General features: G+C 46.9%; 15 protein-coding genes. 1 reads left to right on the plus strand and 14 read right to left on the minus strand.

Going from position 1 to position 18,241, the window contains the following annotated elements; all coding sequences use genetic code 11:
- Nucleotides 1-119: 119 nt before the first annotated feature.
- From H8S75_RS08200 to H8S75_RS08245, 10 genes are all read right to left on the minus strand, one after another.
- The gene (locus tag H8S75_RS08200) at nucleotides 120-383 is read right to left on the minus strand and encodes a DUF3795 domain-containing protein (RefSeq protein WP_187021346.1); all 264 of its coding nucleotides are present in this window, start codon (nucleotides 381-383) and stop codon (nucleotides 120-122) included.
- A 55-nt stretch (nucleotides 384-438) separates the two neighbouring features.
- A complete protein-coding gene (locus H8S75_RS08205) occupies nucleotides 439-1,350 on the minus strand; it encodes a helix-turn-helix transcriptional regulator (protein WP_187020659.1) in 912 nt (303 codons plus the stop codon).
- Between the two features lie 71 nt (nucleotides 1,351-1,421).
- Nucleotides 1,422-1,655: an alpha-L-arabinofuranosidase C-terminal domain-containing protein gene (locus H8S75_RS08210; protein WP_349768888.1), complete on the minus strand. Its 234-nt coding sequence runs from the start codon at nucleotides 1,653-1,655 to the stop codon at nucleotides 1,422-1,424.
- Nucleotides 1,656-1,664: 9 nt separating this feature from the next.
- Nucleotides 1,665-3,209 carry a glycoside hydrolase family 43 protein gene (locus H8S75_RS08215; protein ID WP_187020660.1) on the minus strand — a complete coding sequence of 515 codons (1,545 nt, stop codon included), beginning with the start codon at nucleotides 3,207-3,209 and terminating at the stop codon, nucleotides 1,665-1,667.
- Nucleotides 3,210-3,222: 13 nt separating this feature from the next.
- Nucleotides 3,223-4,641, minus strand: a complete 1,419-nt coding sequence (locus H8S75_RS08220) for a family 43 glycosylhydrolase (protein WP_187020662.1) — start codon at nucleotides 4,639-4,641, stop codon at nucleotides 3,223-3,225.
- A gap of 31 nt (nucleotides 4,642-4,672) precedes the next feature.
- The gene (locus H8S75_RS08225; RefSeq protein ID WP_187020664.1) at nucleotides 4,673-5,551 is read right to left on the minus strand and encodes a carbohydrate ABC transporter permease; all 879 of its coding nucleotides are present in this window, start codon (nucleotides 5,549-5,551) and stop codon (nucleotides 4,673-4,675) included.
- A gap of 14 nt (nucleotides 5,552-5,565) precedes the next feature.
- Nucleotides 5,566-6,465, minus strand: coding sequence for an ABC transporter permease (locus H8S75_RS08230; RefSeq protein WP_187020665.1), 900 nt, complete (start codon nucleotides 6,463-6,465; stop codon nucleotides 5,566-5,568).
- A gap of 68 nt (nucleotides 6,466-6,533) precedes the next feature.
- A complete protein-coding gene (locus H8S75_RS08235) occupies nucleotides 6,534-8,267 on the minus strand; it encodes an extracellular solute-binding protein (RefSeq protein WP_187020667.1) in 1,734 nt (577 codons plus the stop codon).
- A 145-nt stretch (nucleotides 8,268-8,412) separates the two neighbouring features.
- Nucleotides 8,413-10,122: a response regulator gene (locus tag H8S75_RS08240; RefSeq protein ID WP_187020669.1), complete on the minus strand. Its 1,710-nt coding sequence runs from the start codon at nucleotides 10,120-10,122 to the stop codon at nucleotides 8,413-8,415.
- 1 nt (nucleotide 10,123) lies between these two features.
- Entirely contained in the window at nucleotides 10,124-11,866 is a 1,743-nt protein-coding gene (locus H8S75_RS08245) for a sensor histidine kinase (protein WP_187020671.1), read from the minus strand.
- Nucleotides 11,867-12,014: 148 nt separating this feature from the next.
- Here H8S75_RS08245 and H8S75_RS08250 point away from each other — a divergent pair, with 148 nt between their 5' ends.
- Nucleotides 12,015-12,329 carry a hypothetical protein gene (locus H8S75_RS08250; RefSeq protein ID WP_187020673.1) on the plus strand — a complete coding sequence of 105 codons (315 nt, stop codon included), beginning with the start codon at nucleotides 12,015-12,017 and terminating at the stop codon, nucleotides 12,327-12,329.
- A 93-nt stretch (nucleotides 12,330-12,422) separates the two neighbouring features.
- On the opposite strand, the gene H8S75_RS08255 is transcribed toward H8S75_RS08250, so the two are convergent.
- The 4 genes from H8S75_RS08255 to H8S75_RS08270 form a co-directional block, all read right to left on the minus strand.
- Nucleotides 12,423-15,098 (minus strand): EAL domain-containing protein, encoded by a 2,676-nt coding sequence (locus H8S75_RS08255; RefSeq protein ID WP_187020674.1) that lies wholly within the window; start codon nucleotides 15,096-15,098, stop codon nucleotides 12,423-12,425.
- 479 nt (nucleotides 15,099-15,577) lie between these two features.
- Nucleotides 15,578-16,357, minus strand: coding sequence for an inositol monophosphatase family protein (locus H8S75_RS08260; protein WP_187020676.1), 780 nt, complete (start codon nucleotides 16,355-16,357; stop codon nucleotides 15,578-15,580).
- Nucleotides 16,338-17,363 carry a ComEC/Rec2 family competence protein gene (locus H8S75_RS08265; protein WP_187020678.1) on the minus strand — a complete coding sequence of 342 codons (1,026 nt, stop codon included), beginning with the start codon at nucleotides 17,361-17,363 and terminating at the stop codon, nucleotides 16,338-16,340. Before H8S75_RS08265 ends, H8S75_RS08260 begins: the two co-directional genes overlap by 20 nt.
- A 1-nt stretch (nucleotide 17,364) precedes the next feature.
- Entirely contained in the window at nucleotides 17,365-18,240 is an 876-nt protein-coding gene (locus H8S75_RS08270) for a carbohydrate ABC transporter permease (protein ID WP_187020680.1), read from the minus strand.
- Between the last annotated feature and the right edge of the window lies 1 nt (nucleotide 18,241).

Genomic DNA, 18,241 nt, shown 5'->3' on the forward strand with positions numbered 1-18,241 from the left:
ATCACAATCAATTTCCAAGTAATAATTGTCAGAGTAATAATAAAATGCAGGCGTAAGATTAAGAGGACAGGCTTATCCGATCTTACGTCTGCATCTATTTTCTTTCATGAATGTAACATTTACCTTCCCTGGTTCCAGCACCTGCACTGTTCAATCCGCCTGCCGCCGTCTCCCTGCGCTTCATCATATGCAAACTGCTTCAGCAGCTCACAGGGAAAATCCCCGCACTGGCCGCAATGCTCATGCTCCCGGGTCTCGCAGCAGGTTTTGACCGGACATCCCTCACCCCAAAATGGCTTATCAATATGTACACAGCCTTTACACCCCATTTCCTCCTTATAACCGCACGAACTGCACAGGATACCGCATCTGGATTCAATCATCATAAAAACTCCTTTTTGATTTCCATTATAGCAGAGGGAACATGACAGCTATGGGTCATGTCTCCTGATATCTCTGCAAAATATTTTCAGACTGCCGTCGGATATCCGCCCTCAGTTCTTCCGGTTCCAACACGTGCACCTGATCGCCAAAGCTGAGAATCCACTGCCGCATGTTCTGATAGCCCGCAAAATCCCATTCAAACAGCAGTCCCCCGCTCTCACAAGGCACGTAGCTGTCCCTGCCGTATTCGTCAATCAGACGGTGTCTTTCCGTTTCTGTAAATATCGCCTTCAAGCGAATCGTATGAGAGGAAAAGTAAGCATCAAAATCCAGCCGTTTCTCCGGAATCTCGCGCGGAACAAAGTGTTCCTCCAGGACGGACAAGTCCCATAGGCGGTTCAGCTTAAAGAGACGGTAATCGTTTCTGCTGTAACAGAATCCAAAAACGTACCACGATGACCACTTGAAAATCAGCCGGTATGCCTCAATTCTGCGCTGGCTTTCCCCATTTTCACTGTAGTACTGGAAAGAGATCATACGCCTGCACCGGACTGCTTTTTTAATCAGGCCGATTTTGTGTGTCAAAGCGTCGTGGTAATGGGACGCAAGGTCAATCACCATGGTATCGTCAACGACAATCTGCCGTTCCCTGCTCGACAGCTTTTCCATAATTCCACTCAGGTATGCGCCTGGGGATACGCTGTCAATTCCTTTTAAACCGGTTAAAATGGTCTGCAGTTCTTCCTGCGTAAAGAGCGTCTTGTCTATCTTATAGCCGTCTGAGATGGAGATGCCTCCGTCGAATCCCTGAATCGTGATCAGGGGAATCCCGGCTTTACAGATCGCTTCAATATCCCTGTTGATGGTTCTTCTCGAAACCTCAAAACGCGCCGCCAGCTCCGGAGCGGTCACTTTGTCCTGCTGCAGCAGGATTGTAATAATTCCAATTAAGCGTTCGATCTTCATATTTTATCACCCAGTGACATTGTATCACGGGAAACATGACATTACATAGTCATGTTTTTTATTTATTCCATTTATTTTTCCAGCCGCACTACGTTCCAGCTATGTCTGCCCAACACCGAAGTAAATATACCATTTTCCACTCTGGAAGCAGCCGAATGCACCGGTTTTACTGTATCAGGCGCAAGTTCCGTGTTCTCCGCCTTCAGATCATCATGTGTCAGCACGAGATGTTCTTTTACCTGGTATCCCTCAAACTGGCGCAAATCGCACTCAATTTCTGCATCCTCCTCTAACTCTTTATTCACTGCAAAAAGTCAGAACACCTCAAAGCAGTCAAAATAAGCGGAACCGCCGGTTACCTTCGTCGCATAGCTAAACAGCGCAAATCGATACCCCACAAAATGGGTCAGCCGGTAGGACATCTTTAACTGGCTGCCAATCCGGTTCCAGTTGCTGCAGTCCAGGCTGTAATAAAACTCTGCGGTATCCGCCATATCCCGAAAATCAAAGTCAACACGGAGATATATTTTGCTCTGCTGCAGCGCTGTGCTTTCCACAATCACCTCCGGCTTTCCGGTCTCATAGTGCATCCTGGAAGGTTCAAACGGTTCCGGCTCCGCCATCGCCATGATCACCTTAGCCGAAGCCTCCGTCTTCATGACGCCTACGTATCCATACTGATCCTGGAAAGCGCCAAGGCCAGCGAAATCTCCCGCCTTCATCTCCGATGTATCAAGCACCACACGGCCGGAACAGACAGGCCCAAAGGTCCTCTGTGTCAATGTGTTGTGCGCATTGGACAGGTTATCGCAAATCGTACCGTTTATTAATTTAAGCCATCCCGGCCTTTCACTCAGCGACCAGAAGCGGTCATCACAATTATGATTCCACTGCCACCACAGCCCCAGCGCTGTCTGATCATCAAAACCATCCGACTGCACAACATCAATCCTGCAAAAAGCCTTAGAATTTACTGTGTTTATATCAGGCAGCCGTCCATAGTCTCCAAACACCGGCCATCCGTCCTCCCAGGATACCGGAACAAGCACCGGTATCCTGCCTGCCGAACCGTGATCCTGAAACAGCAGTGCATACCATTTACCATCTCCCGTTTCAAAGATTCCGCCCTGTGCAACTCCTCTGTTATGAAATCCCATATCGCTGTCCAGAACCACTCTTCCCTCATACACGCCGTCAATTCTGTCTGAGCGGTAGCACAACTCCATCCTCCTTCCGGAAGACCGGTCCGCAGGAGGCCACGCAATCAGAAAAATATAATACATGCCATTCCGTTTATAAATATGCGCTCCTTCGGCAGGAAGGCCGCCTGTTCCTCCCACATCGGCACTCGGAATAATCACCTGATTCATGCCATCTGCTTTAACCCCCTTCGCATCAGAGGTTAATTCCATCACACGGATAGTCCCGCTGCCGTATACCATATAGACTCTGCCATCATCATCAAACAGCAGGGACATATCGTGGTAAATGCCGGGAAGCGTGTATCTCTCCCATGGCCCGTCTTCGATGCTCCGGGTCTGAAAAATATACGTTTTATCGGAATTATATGCCGTAAACACAACATACCAGGTATGGCCGTCATGTCTGATACAGCTTGCCCAGGACCCTCTCCCATAGTCGTGTTTTCCATTCCTTAAAGACATCTCATCGCTGTTTTCCAAAACATCATACACGTAATTAACAATTTCCCAATGAATCAGGTCCCGCGATCTCATAACAGGACAGCCCGGCGTAAAATGCATCGTCGTGCTCGTCATGTAATACGCATCACAAGCCCGGACCACATCAGGATCGGGTATATCCGTCCACCACAGGCGCATTTCTCTGGTCTCTTTCATCGGCTGCCCCCTGTTACTCTAAAGAGAAGGAAGCCACACTGATCCCGCCTTCGCCTTTGAATTCAAAATACAGCGCATGGACACCATCCGGAATCGTAATCTCAGCAGAATTTTCCACCCATACGTTGGAATAGCCTGCCGGAATCGTACCCAGGCACTCCCCATCCCATCTGGTTTTCACTTCAAAATAACCGCTGCCATAGCCTCTTGTTTTCAGCGAAATCCTCGTAATACCGCTGCAGTCAAAATACTTGAATCCTGCGATTGTGGAATCCTGCATATTGGCGATGTATCCAGTCTCTTCATCGCCATCCCGTCCATCCTGTGTGATTCTGGCATATTTTCCGTCGATCCAGCCTGCATGGTGGAGCAAGTGGTCGTTATCCATTGTTTTAGAAAATAGATTACAGGCAATATACGCGGGATACTCTCCCTTCCCGACCAGTGGGCCTCCATTTAAACCGCATGAGGTCATCTCGACCTGCTCTATGGAACCATCTTCCCCGATCTGAATCGGCTCAGCGCAGCCCTGTCTGCTGAAATTAGTTCCGTTTGTATGCCTGTGGTAAAAGATATACCACTGATCCTTTATTTCTGCCAGCCCGCCGTGATTGTTGCCCGGTACATACGTACGAAGGCCGGCCGGTTTCTGGTGCGTGATGTTACCATCGCAATTGCTGACAATCACTCCGCCATACACATATTCTTTCGTTGGATACCGGCTGACCGCATAACACAATTCATGCATTTTACTCGAAGAATAGACAAAATAATACGTATCTCCACTCTTTCTGATCGAAGGCCCCTCAAAGAACTCGTGTCCCTCAAAATCAGTTCCGGCACTGTAACAGTTTCCGGGAACTATGATGACCGGTTCCTCCGTTATGGTCACCATATCCGGTCCAAGCACGGTCGCCATGGCGCCTTTCCGTGATTGATCGCCGGGGCCGCAAAATCCCGTATAGAGACAGACGCTGCCGTCCTCCATCATGACTGCCGGATCAAATTGAGGCTGATCGCTGTCCCGTTCCCCCAGACGTCTCCCGTCTGAATCGTGTACATATCCATAGAAACGGTATTTTCCAGCGGGTGTCTCACTGACAGCCACCGATACAACCGGAACTTTATCGAGTACATAATATAGATAGTATCTGCCATCTGCTCCTTTAACAACGTCCGGCGCATAGAGACACATATGGCCGTCTGCGTTTAGCGGATCAGCCGTCTTTTCATAGATAACGCCCTCATACTTCCAATCGCTTAAATCATCCACCGGCGCGGAATAACACACATAATCATTCAAACAATACGCAAAGCCGTTGAAACGGTCATGGGATCCGTACACATAAACGCGGTTATCAAATACATGGGGCTCGCCGTCGGGAATATATTCCCATGACGGCAGATAGGGGTTAAACGCCTGTTTTTTCATTTTGGTAATTACCCTCCCTTTCCGGGCATACTCAGCCCTTTACGCCTCCCAGCACGATGCCTTTTACAAAATATTTCTGCAGGAAAGGATATACCGCAACAATCGGCAGGGAGCCTAAAAATATCTGTGCAGAACGCAGCGTGCGGTCCGAAATCGTCGCCATCTGCTGTATCTCTTCTCTCGTCATCATGCTGAAAGAACGCTGAACCGCAATCGTCTGTATGTATGTCTGCAGCGGATAGTTATCCGGATTGTTCATCAGAATCAGGCCATCAAACCAGCTGTTCCAGTTTGCCACCAGGGAAAACAGTAAGAGCGTGGCCAGCGCCGGTTTTGACAGAGGCACATAGATGGTCCACAGAGTCCGCCAATGGCCTGCTCCGTCGATAAAGGCGGCCTCTGCAAGCTCTCTGGGAACCTCACGGAAGAAATTAAGCAGAAGAATCACACTGAATACAGGTACGGCGCTGGGAAGAATCAGGGCCCAGATGCTGTCCAAAAGACCGAATTGCCTGATTACCATATACCACGGAATTAAGCCGGCATTAAAAATCATTGTGACAAAGAAGAACCATGCATAAACAGTCCTGAACCGGAAGCTTCCTTTCGGCTGAGACAGCGGATAAGCCGCCGTAATCGTGAGTAATATGCTAAGGCCCCCACCCATGATAATTCGTATAACCGAAACCTTCATGGAGCGCCAAAAAGCAGGACGCTTTGCCACAAAGGAGTAGGAGTTCAGGGTAAATTCCTTTGGCCACAGTGAGACACTTCCCGCTGAAGCGGCTGCGCTGGAACTAAAGGATACGGCTGCAACATGAATCAGCGGAATCACACAGATCAGCGCTAGTAAGAGCAGAAAGGCTGTATTCAATACAGGAAACCATTTAAATTTTTTTCGAGTTTTCATATTCCGCTCCCTCCTTAAAATAACTGATAGTCTGCAAACTTATAGGCAAACCAGTAAGAAACTGAAATGAGCGTCAGTGAAATGACCGATTTAAACAGGCCCACTGCCGTAGCCACTCCAAACTGTGCCTCCAGCATACCGATACGGTACACAAACGTATCTATAATATCTCCGCTTGCATACACAGGCGGGCTATACATGTTAAATACCTGGTCAAATCCGGCATTCAACACATTTCCAAGGCTTAATACCATCAGCAGGACAATCACCATACGCATACCGGGGAGGGTAATATGCCATATCTGCTGCCAGCGGTTTGCACCGTCCACCTGAGCCGCCTCATATAAGCTTAAATCAATGCCGGTAATAGCCGCCAGGTACACGATCGTCCCATACCCGAATGATTTCCAGGTCTCCGTTACAATCAATGTAAACGGAAACCATTTGTTATCTCCCAGAAAGAAGACCGGCTGCCCTCCGAAGGCTTTGATCACCTGGTTGACCAGGCCGTCTCCAGGAGCGAGTATGTCGATAAAAATACCGCCAAGCACCACCCAGGACAGGAAATGAGGCAGGTAAATGGCCGTCTGAATGCCTTTTTTTAATGTGTTGTGTTTTACTTCATTGATCAGTATGGCAACTATGATCGGAATCACCAGTCCGAAAATAATCTTCATAACAGCGATAGACAGCGTATTCCATAGTACGCTGGTAAAATTCGGCAGCTTAAACAAATAACTGAAATTTTCAAATCCAATCCATTTTTGATCGCCAAACAGGCCTTTGGCCGGAATAAACTTCTGGAAGGCGATAACAATTCCTGCCATCGGCAAATAGCTGAAACAGATCAGCATAATTACACTGGGGAGTATCATCAGGTGTAATGGCAGTTCCCGCATTTTTCTGCGCTTCATAAATGCTCCTCTCTTTCCTTTTAAAAAATGAGAGGAAAGGTTTTTATGAAACCCTTCCTCTCGCAACCTCATTCCTGATTTTTAACGGACTGATACCATTCGTTAACCTCTTCTGTCATCTCAGCTCCTCCAAGAGCGTTCCAGTTTTCAACGAACTTATCAAACTCATCAATTGGAGCGTCGCCCATGATGATCCTGACAAACATTTCCAGTTCCATTGTTTTTAAAGATGCCTGTTTTTCTACCATTGTCGGTGTAGGCGCGCCAACAAATTCTTCTCTCATTACCTGGCCGTTCTCGATATAACTGTTCAGCGCGTGGAAGACTCCGTTTTCTCCATATATCTTATCCCAGCCCCACTGAGTCGTATCTCCAGCCTTCCATGCCTCCAAATTACTCTGAATTACGGCAGGTTCGCCCACTAAAATACTCATATCACCAAGCTTTCGTGCTTTTTCAATTTCATTAAATGCCTCAAGATTCTTATTCGTCGGAGCCGGCGCAACCGGTGAGAACTTCCATACGCCAACCGCCCCATTTTCTACCGGCATATAATAATGATTAAAATCATTATCCTCGCCCCAGTTTTTTTCAAGGTGCATATTTACTAATTTGACAACAGCTTCCGGATTCGGATAGTCTTTGCGTACCGCATAGTACCACTGGGTACGGAATTTCTGCGGAACCTTCGGCAATGTGTCATCCGCGGATACGATCGGATAACCAACCCAATCCGCTTCCGGATCATTCTGATAGTTGCTGATCAGCGGATACATCGGATTCCACTGCTCTCCAAAATCAATACCAAGCTTTCCGGCCGCGATCATCTCTGCCACCTTTGCGCCATCCTTAATTCCGAATTCCGGATCTATCTGCCCGGCCGCATACATATCGGCCAGCGCCTTTAAGGCATCCTTTGTTTCCGGCAGCACGCTGCCCCAGGCCAGCTTTCCGTCATCCGTCTTCACCCACATGTTAGGATACGAATGGTATCCTGCGAAAAACCCTTCTACGCCCATGGCGCCGCTGTACAGAGTTTTCGTAATTGCCAGTGAATACGTGTCATCTACGCCATTTCCATCGGGGTCCTGTTTAGCAAAGGCTTCTGAAATACTGAGTAAATCCTGCATAGTCTTTGGCGGTTCCAGATTCAGCTTATCCAGCCAGTCCTGCCGAAGCCATAGATAATGGGTACTCTCTACCGATGCATCAGCGTAAGGCACAGCCATTAATCGGCCGTCGAAGGTTGCCGACTGAAGGATTCCCGGTCCTTCCGAATCATAAACCTCCCTCGTTAAATCGCTGGCATATTTATCGTAATACTCCGTCATATCTGCAATCATGTCTGACTCTGCCAGCTGCTTCAATTGCGTACGGTTTACAATCAGAACGTCCGGCAGATCGCCGGAGGCTATCGTAACATTTAACTTCTGTGTATAGGCATCATCGTTAAGACCGCCTCTTACCGTCCAGGCGTAACTGATATCAATGCCCAATTCCTCTGAATACAAATCCAGCCACCGGTTCTTGTCAATGGTCTCCCCCGGAGTTTTTGGCAGGATGTTGTCGTTCAGATCATTATCTACCGTACGTGCAAATGTCATTTTCACAGGCGGATCATATTTTCCAAATGGATCTCCGTCCTCAGCGGCAGCATTCGCTTCCACGGCAGAAGTACTGTTTTCACCTGTTGCATCTGCAGAAGATGACGAACCGCCTGTATTATTACCCCCGCAGGCAGTCAGCAGCATACTGCCGATCAATATAGCAGATATGCCGGTACTAAAAATACGTTTCCTCATATAGCCCTCCTTGTTTTATGATTTATCACCAATTTGTATTTTTATTATACCTGTATTTTTAGTCATATTCTACAATCAACTTTTGATTTTCTTAACATATCTTTACTATATTTTTTTCCACGTCTTTACATATCTTTGCATATTTTTACATCTGCTTTTTACTTTCATGTCTCTTGGCAGAATGAAACGTATCCCGGTATTCCTGGGGCGACATACCTTCCGCTTTTTTAAACAGGCGTGTAAAGGAGGCGGCGGTATCATAGCCAACCTTTCTTGCAATTTCGTAAATCTTTTCATACGGATTTTCAAGTAATTCCTTCGCCCTTTTTATCCGCGCATTCTCTATAAAGCTGGAAAGCTTATGGCCGGTCGTCTGATGATAGAGCCGAGAAAGATAGGAGGAATTTAAATATGTTTTTTCAGACAGGCTCGTCAGGGATAAATCTTCCGACAAATGGCCTTCAATATACTGCTGCACAAATGCTATGATCTCATGTGTACGCTTGCACTGCTCTTCTTTCTGTAAATCAAAAAGCTTATGAAATAATTCCAGAAGATGATCGGCCGCCTCCTTCCAGGTGCCATAGCTTTCGCTGTCCTGCAGTTTATTTATATTGTAAAATTCGGAAAACTGAGATGCAAGCTGGGAACGGTTCATACAGGAAAGAAAGAAGGTGATAATCGTCTGGTATGCCTCCAATGCAATACCATCATTTTTATCCTGTATTTCGCCGAGGGGCACCAGCCATTTTTTTAAGGACTCAAAATAGTCCTGCTCTTCCCCGGTTTCAATGGAGTGATATAAATCGCTTAAATCTTTGCGGAATAATAACCCCTGCAGCTCAGCCGCCGCATGGTCAGCTTTTGCATCCTGAACCGGAACGAAGTTCTGCCTCTGCTTCCGAAAATCCCTTTCGTCGAGAATGGTTTCCACATCATGACTGATATGGTGGCTAAGTAAGTCCATCAGAGAAACATACTTTTCTGCAATCTCCTTCCACCCGCATGGCCTTTCTGCCAACGCAAAATTCACTGGGGCATCCAGCTTCTCCCGACAGGCCGACTGAACGATCTCAAGCGTTCCCTTCAGGAAAACGCTCATACTGCCGTCATCACGATCCGAAAATGGCTGTGACTTTCGCGGCTGGACAAAAACAGCAATCCTATCATCTTTCAGCGGGACAGCAAGACTGTCAACGTGCATGGAAAAATATCTGACAAGCAGTTGTTTGATCGAATACATGATCTGATTTTTTTCCCAGAAATCAATCGACTTGGGCAGCGTCAGTATTTCTCCCAAAACCAGCATCACCGGTTCGTCTGCTTTCAAATGGATAAAGAGCCGTTCGAATTCTTCCGTATTGATTTTTAAAGAATGGTCACTGTTAAGCAATGCATAAAAATACTTCTGGCAAAACAAATCCTGAGCAAGATTAATCTGATCTTTGGCGTTTTGAATCATCTCATTCGTTTGATTCTCATCTTTCAACTCCTGAACAACGCTTTCCACGGTCTTTATAATCTTGTCATATCCCTCCGTCTTTAATAAGTATCTCACATTACTGTATTGAATCGCCTTATACGCATAGTTAAATTCACTGTGTCCCGTCAGGAAAATCACGCGGCACCAGGACCAGCGTTTCTTGATCTCATCCAGAAGCTGAAGGCCATCGATCTCCGGCATATTGATGTCGGTCAGAGCAATATCAATCCTGGTCCGCCCCAGCCACTGGATTGCCTCCTCACCCGAATACGCTTTATACACATCCAGTTCTAAATTCTCCAGATTGGAGAAAATGTCATATAGCCCATTTACAATAATTTCCTCATCATCTGCAATTAGCAGCCGGTACATACTACCCCCTCCTTACTCCCAATACAAGCTCTGCCCGCAGTCCTCCCAATGAGCTGCGTTTAAGCAGCACGCCGCTGGCTTCATCGTACTGTAACTGTAAACGTCTGTTAATATTCAGCAATGCAGTCACTTCCGCATCATCCGATTGGACTGACAATCGGTTTTGCAGTTCTGCCAGTGTTTCATCCATCAGGCTTTTGCCGTTGTCTTCGACAATAATATGCAGCCTGTCCTGACATATCTCAAAGGATATGGAGATGATCCGGTCCTTCATTCTCTTATCGACCGCATGTTCAAAGGCATTTTCGATCAGCGGCTGTATGATAAGCCTCGGGACCGGATATTGTTCGAATTCTTCCGGACATGGACTGAAATCCACTTCGAGATTCTTTGAAAAACGCATGGTTTGAATGCTGGTATAAGTGCGCGCATGCTCCACCTCCTCGCAAAGAGGAATAATGTCCGTGGAATTTCTGGTAAGATAGCGGTAATACTCCCCCAGATGATTTGTGAACTCTACCAGATTTTCATCCCCCATTTGTGCCATTGTATTGATGATAAAGAAACTGTTATACAGAAAATGAGGTTTGATCTGCGCCTGAAGCTGCTTCAGTTCTGCGCGCTGTGTCAGAATTTTCTGCTTATATGCCTGATCGATCAGCATATTTAAGCTCTCAACCATTTTATTGAATCTGGTGTATAAATAAGCAAATTCCGTGGATCTGACGTCCTCCGGATTCAGACTGATCTGCAGATTCCCCTTTTCCACCTGGCGAAAGACTGCTACCAGGTTTTTGATCGGTTTATTGATGAAACGATGCATAAACAGCGTGAAAACAATGATTACCGATATCGAGGCAAGGATAAATATCCATATCCATCTGGTAAAATTCTGCATTGGCGTGAACACCAGATTCTCCGGCAGATATCGAAGCAGCAGCAGGCTTAAATAGTCCGACCTCGCATACACCGAGTAGTAACGGTAATCGTCAATTTTACCCAGATTGGTACCGCTTTTACCGGATATGGCAAAATCGCTCAATATATCGTGGGGATGCAGGGATCTTCCAGTGCTTGCCATGGCAATCTCATTCGAATTCGTCAGATCAATTAAAAATGATCCGCTGTCCGGATAGATATTAAACTGCTTTAAATCCTCTTTAAATACATCCGGTTTCAGTTTCACTTCTATCACATAGTTACTGTTCTGGCCCGAATTGTCCAAAGGATAGGCCGTCGTAAGATATAATCCGTCCTCATACCGGATAATCTGTGCTCCCTTAAGTCCGGCCGCGGCCTTGATCCGTTCATAAACCTTCGGGTCTGTTTCATCCACGCCCCGGTCTGACGATACGGTCTTATCAATGGAAAAGATGTGTGCACTGACATTTTCCACATAGCTGCTGCTGTACACAATCGTCATAAGACGCGCCTGAAGCTGCCTCATATTGCTGACAATATCGTACGGACTCATAATGCTGTACTGAACTGCAAGGCGGTTAAGATGCTCGTCGTTGAGGCACGTATACTGCAGTATCTTGAGCCGTTCGATTTCATCCTCAAGCTGGTTTAAATAGAATTCTATTTGGGCCGTTGATGACTTTGACAATTCTTCCCGCACGGTATTGGCCCCCCAGTTGCGGATATAGATGCCCAGAATAAAAATAGGCGCCAGAACGATTAAAAAGAGCGTGATTATTTTCTTAAACAGGCTGATATTGAATCTGCGAACGAATGACAGCATACTTCCCCCTCCAAAATATGACGTGTTGCATAATACACTGTATGACATGTTACGCTGTATCAATGGTTATGCAGTGATATACTGAATTTATCATATCAGGTCTGATTGTTTTTAACAATCCTATATTTAACGGCTTATTTGGCGGCGAATGCTTAAGATTGCTGCCCTGGCATTTACCCACCCTCCAAACAGGATTGAAAATTATCAATGGTCAACGCTGCACTGCTTTAAAAACGGGGAACATTTTTACCATGTGTTCTTTCGAAGCTCCTGGCTGTGCAGAGAATACGGTCATCTGTATCAGACTCCGATCATTATGCCCATGGCCGAGGCCAAGGCGATATACTCCAGCGGCACGGAAGACAACTATCCGGCGATTCCGTCCATTTTCAGGAAAATAAACTGCCCGAACTGCGGAAAACCGCTGCAAAACCATCTTCTTGATCTTCATCAATTATTTTAAGAGCATAATAAAAATACCCTAATCGCAGGATTCAGAAGAAAGTCTGTATCATACGATTAGGGTACCAATTACTTTTAGTTCTGCCTGCTGCTTTTATTCATGCGGCATACGCTCATCAATATCCGTTATTTTTCCAATAATGGAATCTATGGCGCTGCTCTTATACAGATTCTGATACTGCACCAGACACCAAAAGTATTCTTCGGTATCCGGGCGCATCACGCGCACTCGGATTTCACCGTATTCCCCGCCAGTCTGACCGCTCAGTACACGCTGAACCTCCTCCTGATCTCCCGCGTAAATAAACGCCCGGTCCAGCCCATTCAGAAAATGGTTCTGTGTCAGCTCCCGGATCTTTAAAAGCTTCGATGCATTGGAGGTGAATCGGATGGTATCGTGCCTGCAGTCATAGTCAAACAGTACCGTATCTGAAAAGTGTTCCAGCAGAAGATAGCGCTGCTGTTCTAAGGAAATCCTGCTCTGAACTCTCACCCAGAAAAGAATCATTGCCGCCGAAACCAGGGCAACCGCCGCAATCAGCCCGGCGATACTCCACATCATATTGTTTACAATGTAGCGCAAATGCATGGTTGCAGCATCGGCCTTCAAACAGACGACCAGATGCCAGTCGTTATATCTCAGCCCGGTCATGGATAAGTAATACGGACTCCCGTCAAATCTGCCTGCCCGGACGCTTCTTGCCTGAGAATCCCCTGCGTCATAGGCGTCATGAAGCTCTTCTATCACCTCTTTTTTTACTCCATAGATATCTAAAAGTTCCAGGAGGCTTTCACCAACGCCTCTTCCATTCGGTTCCCGGATCGGAAGAATCCTGCTGTCCCCGTCAGTAAGAAATACATTGCATATCTCTCCCAGCCCCGGGTCAAACAGCTCTGTAGATATCAGAGCTTCTGCGTTGATAATCCCCTGCACAGTGCCAATGAACACCCCCTCCTTCATCACAGGAACTCCGACTCCGACGCAGTAGATGTCTCCCAGCCGCTCAGAATAAATGATATCCGTCACCACTGTCTCGCCCAGTTTCAGGCGTTCTAAAATCTCGCTGTCCTCCGGCCTTGCCTCCCCGCTCGTAATCAGCTCCTGATACATCCCGCAAGTATAATAGGTATACTGAATCTTCGGACTCACCTTATTCAGCTCACTCAAAAATGTATTGATAAATCCCGGCTCGTCATTTTCCAAAATCAACACGGCTAATGACTGCAGTGTATTCACAACACCATCGATTTCCGTCAGGGTATTTTCGCGCTGTCCCGCAGTGTAAGCATTCAGCGTTTCGATTATCAAGCTGGTAAATTCCTTCTGCGTCCGGTTTCGGTTCACGTTCATCACACCGGTGATGCAGACTCCCAGGAAAAGCGCACAGCAAAGAATGACGATAACATAACTTTTAATCTTACTCTGCGCCCCGCCTTCGTCAGCCGCCTCCTTCGTCTGTTCGGACTGGTGTTCTGACTTATCGGAGCTCAGCAGCGCGGGAAGCGGATATTTTCCGCCCTGGCGTTCACAGACCTGGCACAGTTCCTCCGGCGGCAGCGGTTTTGAGAAGTAGAATCCCTGCACGACGGTACAGCCCAGCCGGAGCAGATAGAGACACTGTTCCTCCGTTTCCGCTCCCTCACACAGCACCTGGACATGGAGACGGTGGGCGATGTTGATAATATTGGGAACGAGCGCCTGATTGCGTTTCTTCAACAGCTCATCATCGGACAAAAACTTGCGGTCTAGCTTCAGGCAGTCGAAGTTCAGTTCCTGCCATACATTAATTCCTGCGTATCCGGAACCGAAATCATCGATGGAGACGTGATGGCCGTAAGCCCTCAGCTGATCGATCAGATGCTTGGCTCCGGCGAATTCCTCCAGCAGAATGGTCTCCGTCAGTTCAAATTCCAGAAGCTCAGGCGGAATCCCATATTCGGCTGCAATCTGGTGGAACACATCTGCCGATTCGGGATTTCGTATATGGAGACGCGACAAATTAACTGAAATACAAACAACCGACAATCCCCGGTTCATCCGGTCTTTCAGGAACTCACAGACCTGTCGGCAGATGATCTGATCCAACTCAATCACAGATCCCTTCGCTTCCATCAGATCCATAAATTTATCGGGCGGAATTACAGTTCCGTCATCACCGATACGCCTTGCCAGCGCCTCCGCCCCTATGATCATCCCATTCGTCAGATCCACCTTCGGCTGCAAATAGAAACAGAACCGGTTTTCATGGAGCGCATTGTAGATTTCCAGTTCATTTTCATGCACGGCTGTAATCTGATCCTTCATGTAATGATCGTAAACCACGGTTTTGAAGGAATACTGATTTTTTGATATTTTGCGCGCCAGATTTGCATTGTCGATGGCCTGTGCAATATTATCATGCTCAATGAGGCAGAGGCCGCAGGCCGCTTTTAATCGGCATGCAGGATATCTCGACTGCAGATCCGTGAGGAATTCCTGCAGTTCTCTGTCCAATCCGCTGATTCTTTCGCCGATATTCTGTCCATTTTTCAGGATATAGAGTCCTACAAAAAAATCGGCAAACAAGCGGCGGCACAACAGAATATTGGGCCGGCTGTCCAGGAAATGATTCATTTCCTGCAGAAGGGAATCCCCGATTTCATTTCCGTAAATGTAATTAACCAGATGAAAATCCGTGATGTCGGTATAAAGTATATAAAACTGTCCGTCTGCCGTTCTCTCTTGTATTACACGCTCCGATTCTTCTATAAAATAGTCATTCTGCTTCATATTCCGTCTTTCCTTTTTCAGTTGGATGGCAGCGTGTATCTTATAATGCAAATTATATTTACCAATCACATCGGATAATGAAAGAAAAATCATTTTCCTGGCAGAAAAAGAGATTAAAAAAACAGACCTGATGACCAGATCTGCAAAACGTCTTATGTAATACAGTAATCTTACCATTGCAATTCGTATAATTTGCATTATAAGAACTGATAAAATCTTCCATATATTACCATAATTGTACTATATCTTCTGACTTATTACAAGACGCCTTCTATAAGACTTTTCGTAACCCGATATGCAAAAGTAAATTATAACTCCTTTTTTGAGGGATTGTAATTTTTAAGTACGGTATATTCTGGCGTTCTCATGCTTAGACACTGACATACTCTGCGTATATGAACAGATGCATGCCCTGCTGGCAAAAAGTATATATCATCAACCTCCGAAATAATGGTGTTTTCCGAACCGCCAACACCTCTCTACAAGTACTCCTCCGTCAAAAGCCCGGCGATAACGGAATTGCCTGCTGCAATATCACTTACCATATCATTGCCCGCCTGGGCCCCGTTAAAAGATAAAACACTTCCGCCGGCTTCCCGCACCAGAAGCATCCCTGCCGCAACGTCCCATATTTTTAAGTTTCGTTCAAAATAACCGTCTAATCGTCCGCACGCAACATACGCAAGGTCCATGGCCGCGGATCCGCTTCTTCGGATATCCTGACAATCCATAAACAGGCGCTTGAATATATCAAAGTTCTTATCCGCGGTCTCTTTGTAATACGGGGAAGTCCCTATGGCGATCAGACTATCCTCCATACGCGCCGCGCGGCTTACCGCTGTACTCTTTCCATTGAGCCGGCAGCCCCGGCCCTTCTGTGCCATAAACAGCTCCTCACTGTATGGATTGTATACAAAGCCAAGCACTACCTCACTGCGCTCCATCAGTGCCAGTGAAATGCAGCTGGCATGGCAGTCATGAATCAAATTGGTGGTTCCATCCACAGGATCGAGGATCCACACAAGGCCGGATTTGTCTATCTCCTGATTCGTCTTTTCCTCACTCAAAAATTGAACCTGGGGATAATCCGCTTCCAAACGCCTGCGTATAAACTGCTGCACCCTGTAATCTACCTCGGTTACGTAATCCGCCTCTCCTTTTATCTTCACACAGCCAGCGGCTTCCCTATCCTGAAACAGTTCCCCCGCCTGCCGAAGAAGTGCTTCCAGTTCCTCAATATTAACTTTTGCCAGTTCCATCCGTTATACACCTTTCCTGATTATATGCTGCATACAGCCTTCCATCCCGCATTACCCGAAATACTGCTGCTGTGTGCGGTTCTATTTTATCCGCAAATGGGGCCACCGTCGGACAATCGCTGTAATAAACCGGTATGCCGGATTTGTAAAGCTGCTCTAAAACTGACGGAGCCGCACTCTCATAGCGCCTGTCACTGGAAGCGCAGATCACGGCGTACTGGGGCGATACCGCCTGCAGTATTTCCGGAGTCAGGCTATTGGCCTGACCATGATGCCCCACCTTAAATACGTCTGCCTTTATATCCCCCCAGCAAGCTTCGTAGTCAGATGCCTCCGCATCGCCAGCCAGCAAAAATGTTTTTTCGCCGCAGGCAATATGCAGAATCATACTGGAGCTGTTCATGCATCTGTCAAGAGCCGGGAGCAGATCCCGTCTTCCTTCCTGGTACAGGGCTTTTAGCTGTGCCGTCTGCCTGTCAAGAGCCTGTTCTGCCGGCCCGAGAATATGAATCTGGATTCCCTTTGCCGGGAACATGGTGCTGCTGTCCGGATAACCTGGTTTCGCCTGAATAACACGGCCTCCCTGCGCTTCCACATAACGGCATAAAGCGGCGCAGCCGTTCAGAGCAGCAATTAGCTTACGGCCGGATTCCTCTCCAGTCCCGTCATTGAGAAGCTTCATGATTTCTGATAACTCAACGGGAAAAGGCTGCCACAGAAATTCAGGACACCATTTTAAAGCAATCGGAAGCAGACCGCATGTATGGTCTTCATGAATATGCGTACATACCATTATGTCGATATGCTTAATGCCTCTTTTCTCCATATAATCGACTGCTCTTAACCTGCCTGTAGACTGATCCGCATACTCTGCCTGCTCTCCGCTTCCACCGTCAATGACCATTACAAACATGCCGTCGCGGCGCTCCGGATCCGGCGCTTCAATCAGAATTGCATCCCCATTTCCCACATTCATAAAAGTGACTTGCGCTGTCCATTCTTCCATTTTATTTCATCGCCTTTTTCATATAAATACTGCTCATAATCAACACAAATACGGTCATAACTATGGCACAGGCACTGGCTAAACCGAATTTCAGGCTTTTTATACCGTATGTATACATGAACTGTGTAATAGTAGTGGTCGTGTTAGCCGGGCCTCCGCCCGTCAGAATATTTACCTTTTCAAACAGTCGGAACGTATCAATCGTACGAAGCATGGCACACAGCGCAATCCCACCGCCAATATTGGGAAGCGTAATATGGCGAAAGCGCTGCAATGCTCCCGCTCCATCGATACTGGCCGCCTGATACTGGCTTTCCGGCACGCCCTGTAAATGGGCATAGATCAGCAGAAAGGCAAATGGAACATTCTGCCAGACATCAATCACCAACAGCGTACCAAAAGCAGTCTTTCCATCATAAAACCAGTTATATACCGGGAGTCCAAGTGCGGTAAATACATCGGTTATAATTCCATAATTCGGCGACAGCATCATACGCCAGATCAGCGCGACGGTGACGGCCGGAAGCAGGTAGGGAAGCAGAAGAAGGGTTCTGACCACCTTCTGACCCCGCTTTAGACTTTTGACAAAGAGAGCCGTCAGAAGTCCCAGCATCACCTCCAATACCACCGCAATCACTGTAAATTTCACCGTATTTGACACTGCCTGCCGGAAATACATATTCTGAAACAGTGCGGTATAATTGGCAAAGCCGGAAAACGGGTGCGTCCCCTTTAAATAGTTATAATCTGTAAAGCTGTAATATATTGTAAATAGTACCGGATATACCGTCATAACCAGCAGGAAAACAATCGTTGGCGCCGTCATCTGACTGACGAAGATTCCCTTTTCCCTCTTTCCAAATTCCCGTCTGACCATC

This window comes from Hungatella hominis (assembly GCF_014288005.1).
GTDB classification, from domain to species: Bacteria; Bacillota; Clostridia; order Lachnospirales; family Lachnospiraceae; genus Hungatella; species Hungatella effluvii.

Bases quoted from the DNA above. Each gene is read 5' to 3' on its own strand.
- H8S75_RS08225 (WP_187020664.1), bottom strand. From the start codon at position 5,551: ATGAAAACTCGAAAAAAATTTAAATGGTTTCCTGTATTGAATACAGCC.
- H8S75_RS08235 (WP_187020667.1), bottom strand. From the start codon at position 8,267: ATGAGGAAACGTATTTTTAGTACCGGCATATCTGCTATATTGATCGGC.
- H8S75_RS08245 (WP_187020671.1), bottom strand. From the start codon at position 11,866: ATGCTGTCATTCGTTCGCAGATTCAATATCAGCCTGTTTAAGAAAATA.
- H8S75_RS08200 (WP_187021346.1), bottom strand. From the start codon at position 383: ATGATTGAATCCAGATGCGGTATCCTGTGCAGTTCGTGCGGTTATAAG.
- H8S75_RS08270 (WP_187020680.1), bottom strand. From the start codon at position 18,240: ATGGTCAGACGGGAATTTGGAAAGAGGGAAAAGGGAATCTTCGTCAGT.
- H8S75_RS08205 (WP_187020659.1), bottom strand. From the start codon at position 1,350: ATGAAGATCGAACGCTTAATTGGAATTATTACAATCCTGCTGCAGCAG.
- H8S75_RS08230 (WP_187020665.1), bottom strand. From the start codon at position 6,465: ATGAAGCGCAGAAAAATGCGGGAACTGCCATTACACCTGATGATACTC.
- H8S75_RS08265 (WP_187020678.1), bottom strand. From the start codon at position 17,363: ATGGAAGAATGGACAGCGCAAGTCACTTTTATGAATGTGGGAAATGGG.
- H8S75_RS08255 (WP_187020674.1), bottom strand. From the start codon at position 15,098: ATGAAGCAGAATGACTATTTTATAGAAGAATCGGAGCGTGTAATACAA.
- H8S75_RS08260 (WP_187020676.1), bottom strand. From the start codon at position 16,357: ATGGAACTGGCAAAAGTTAATATTGAGGAACTGGAAGCACTTCTTCGG.
- H8S75_RS08250 (WP_187020673.1), top strand. From the start codon at position 12,015: ATGCTTAAGATTGCTGCCCTGGCATTTACCCACCCTCCAAACAGGATT.
- H8S75_RS08220 (WP_187020662.1), bottom strand. From the start codon at position 4,641: ATGAAAAAACAGGCGTTTAACCCCTATCTGCCGTCATGGGAATATATT.
- H8S75_RS08215 (WP_187020660.1), bottom strand. From the start codon at position 3,209: ATGAAAGAGACCAGAGAAATGCGCCTGTGGTGGACGGATATACCCGAT.
- H8S75_RS08240 (WP_187020669.1), bottom strand. From the start codon at position 10,122: ATGTACCGGCTGCTAATTGCAGATGATGAGGAAATTATTGTAAATGGG.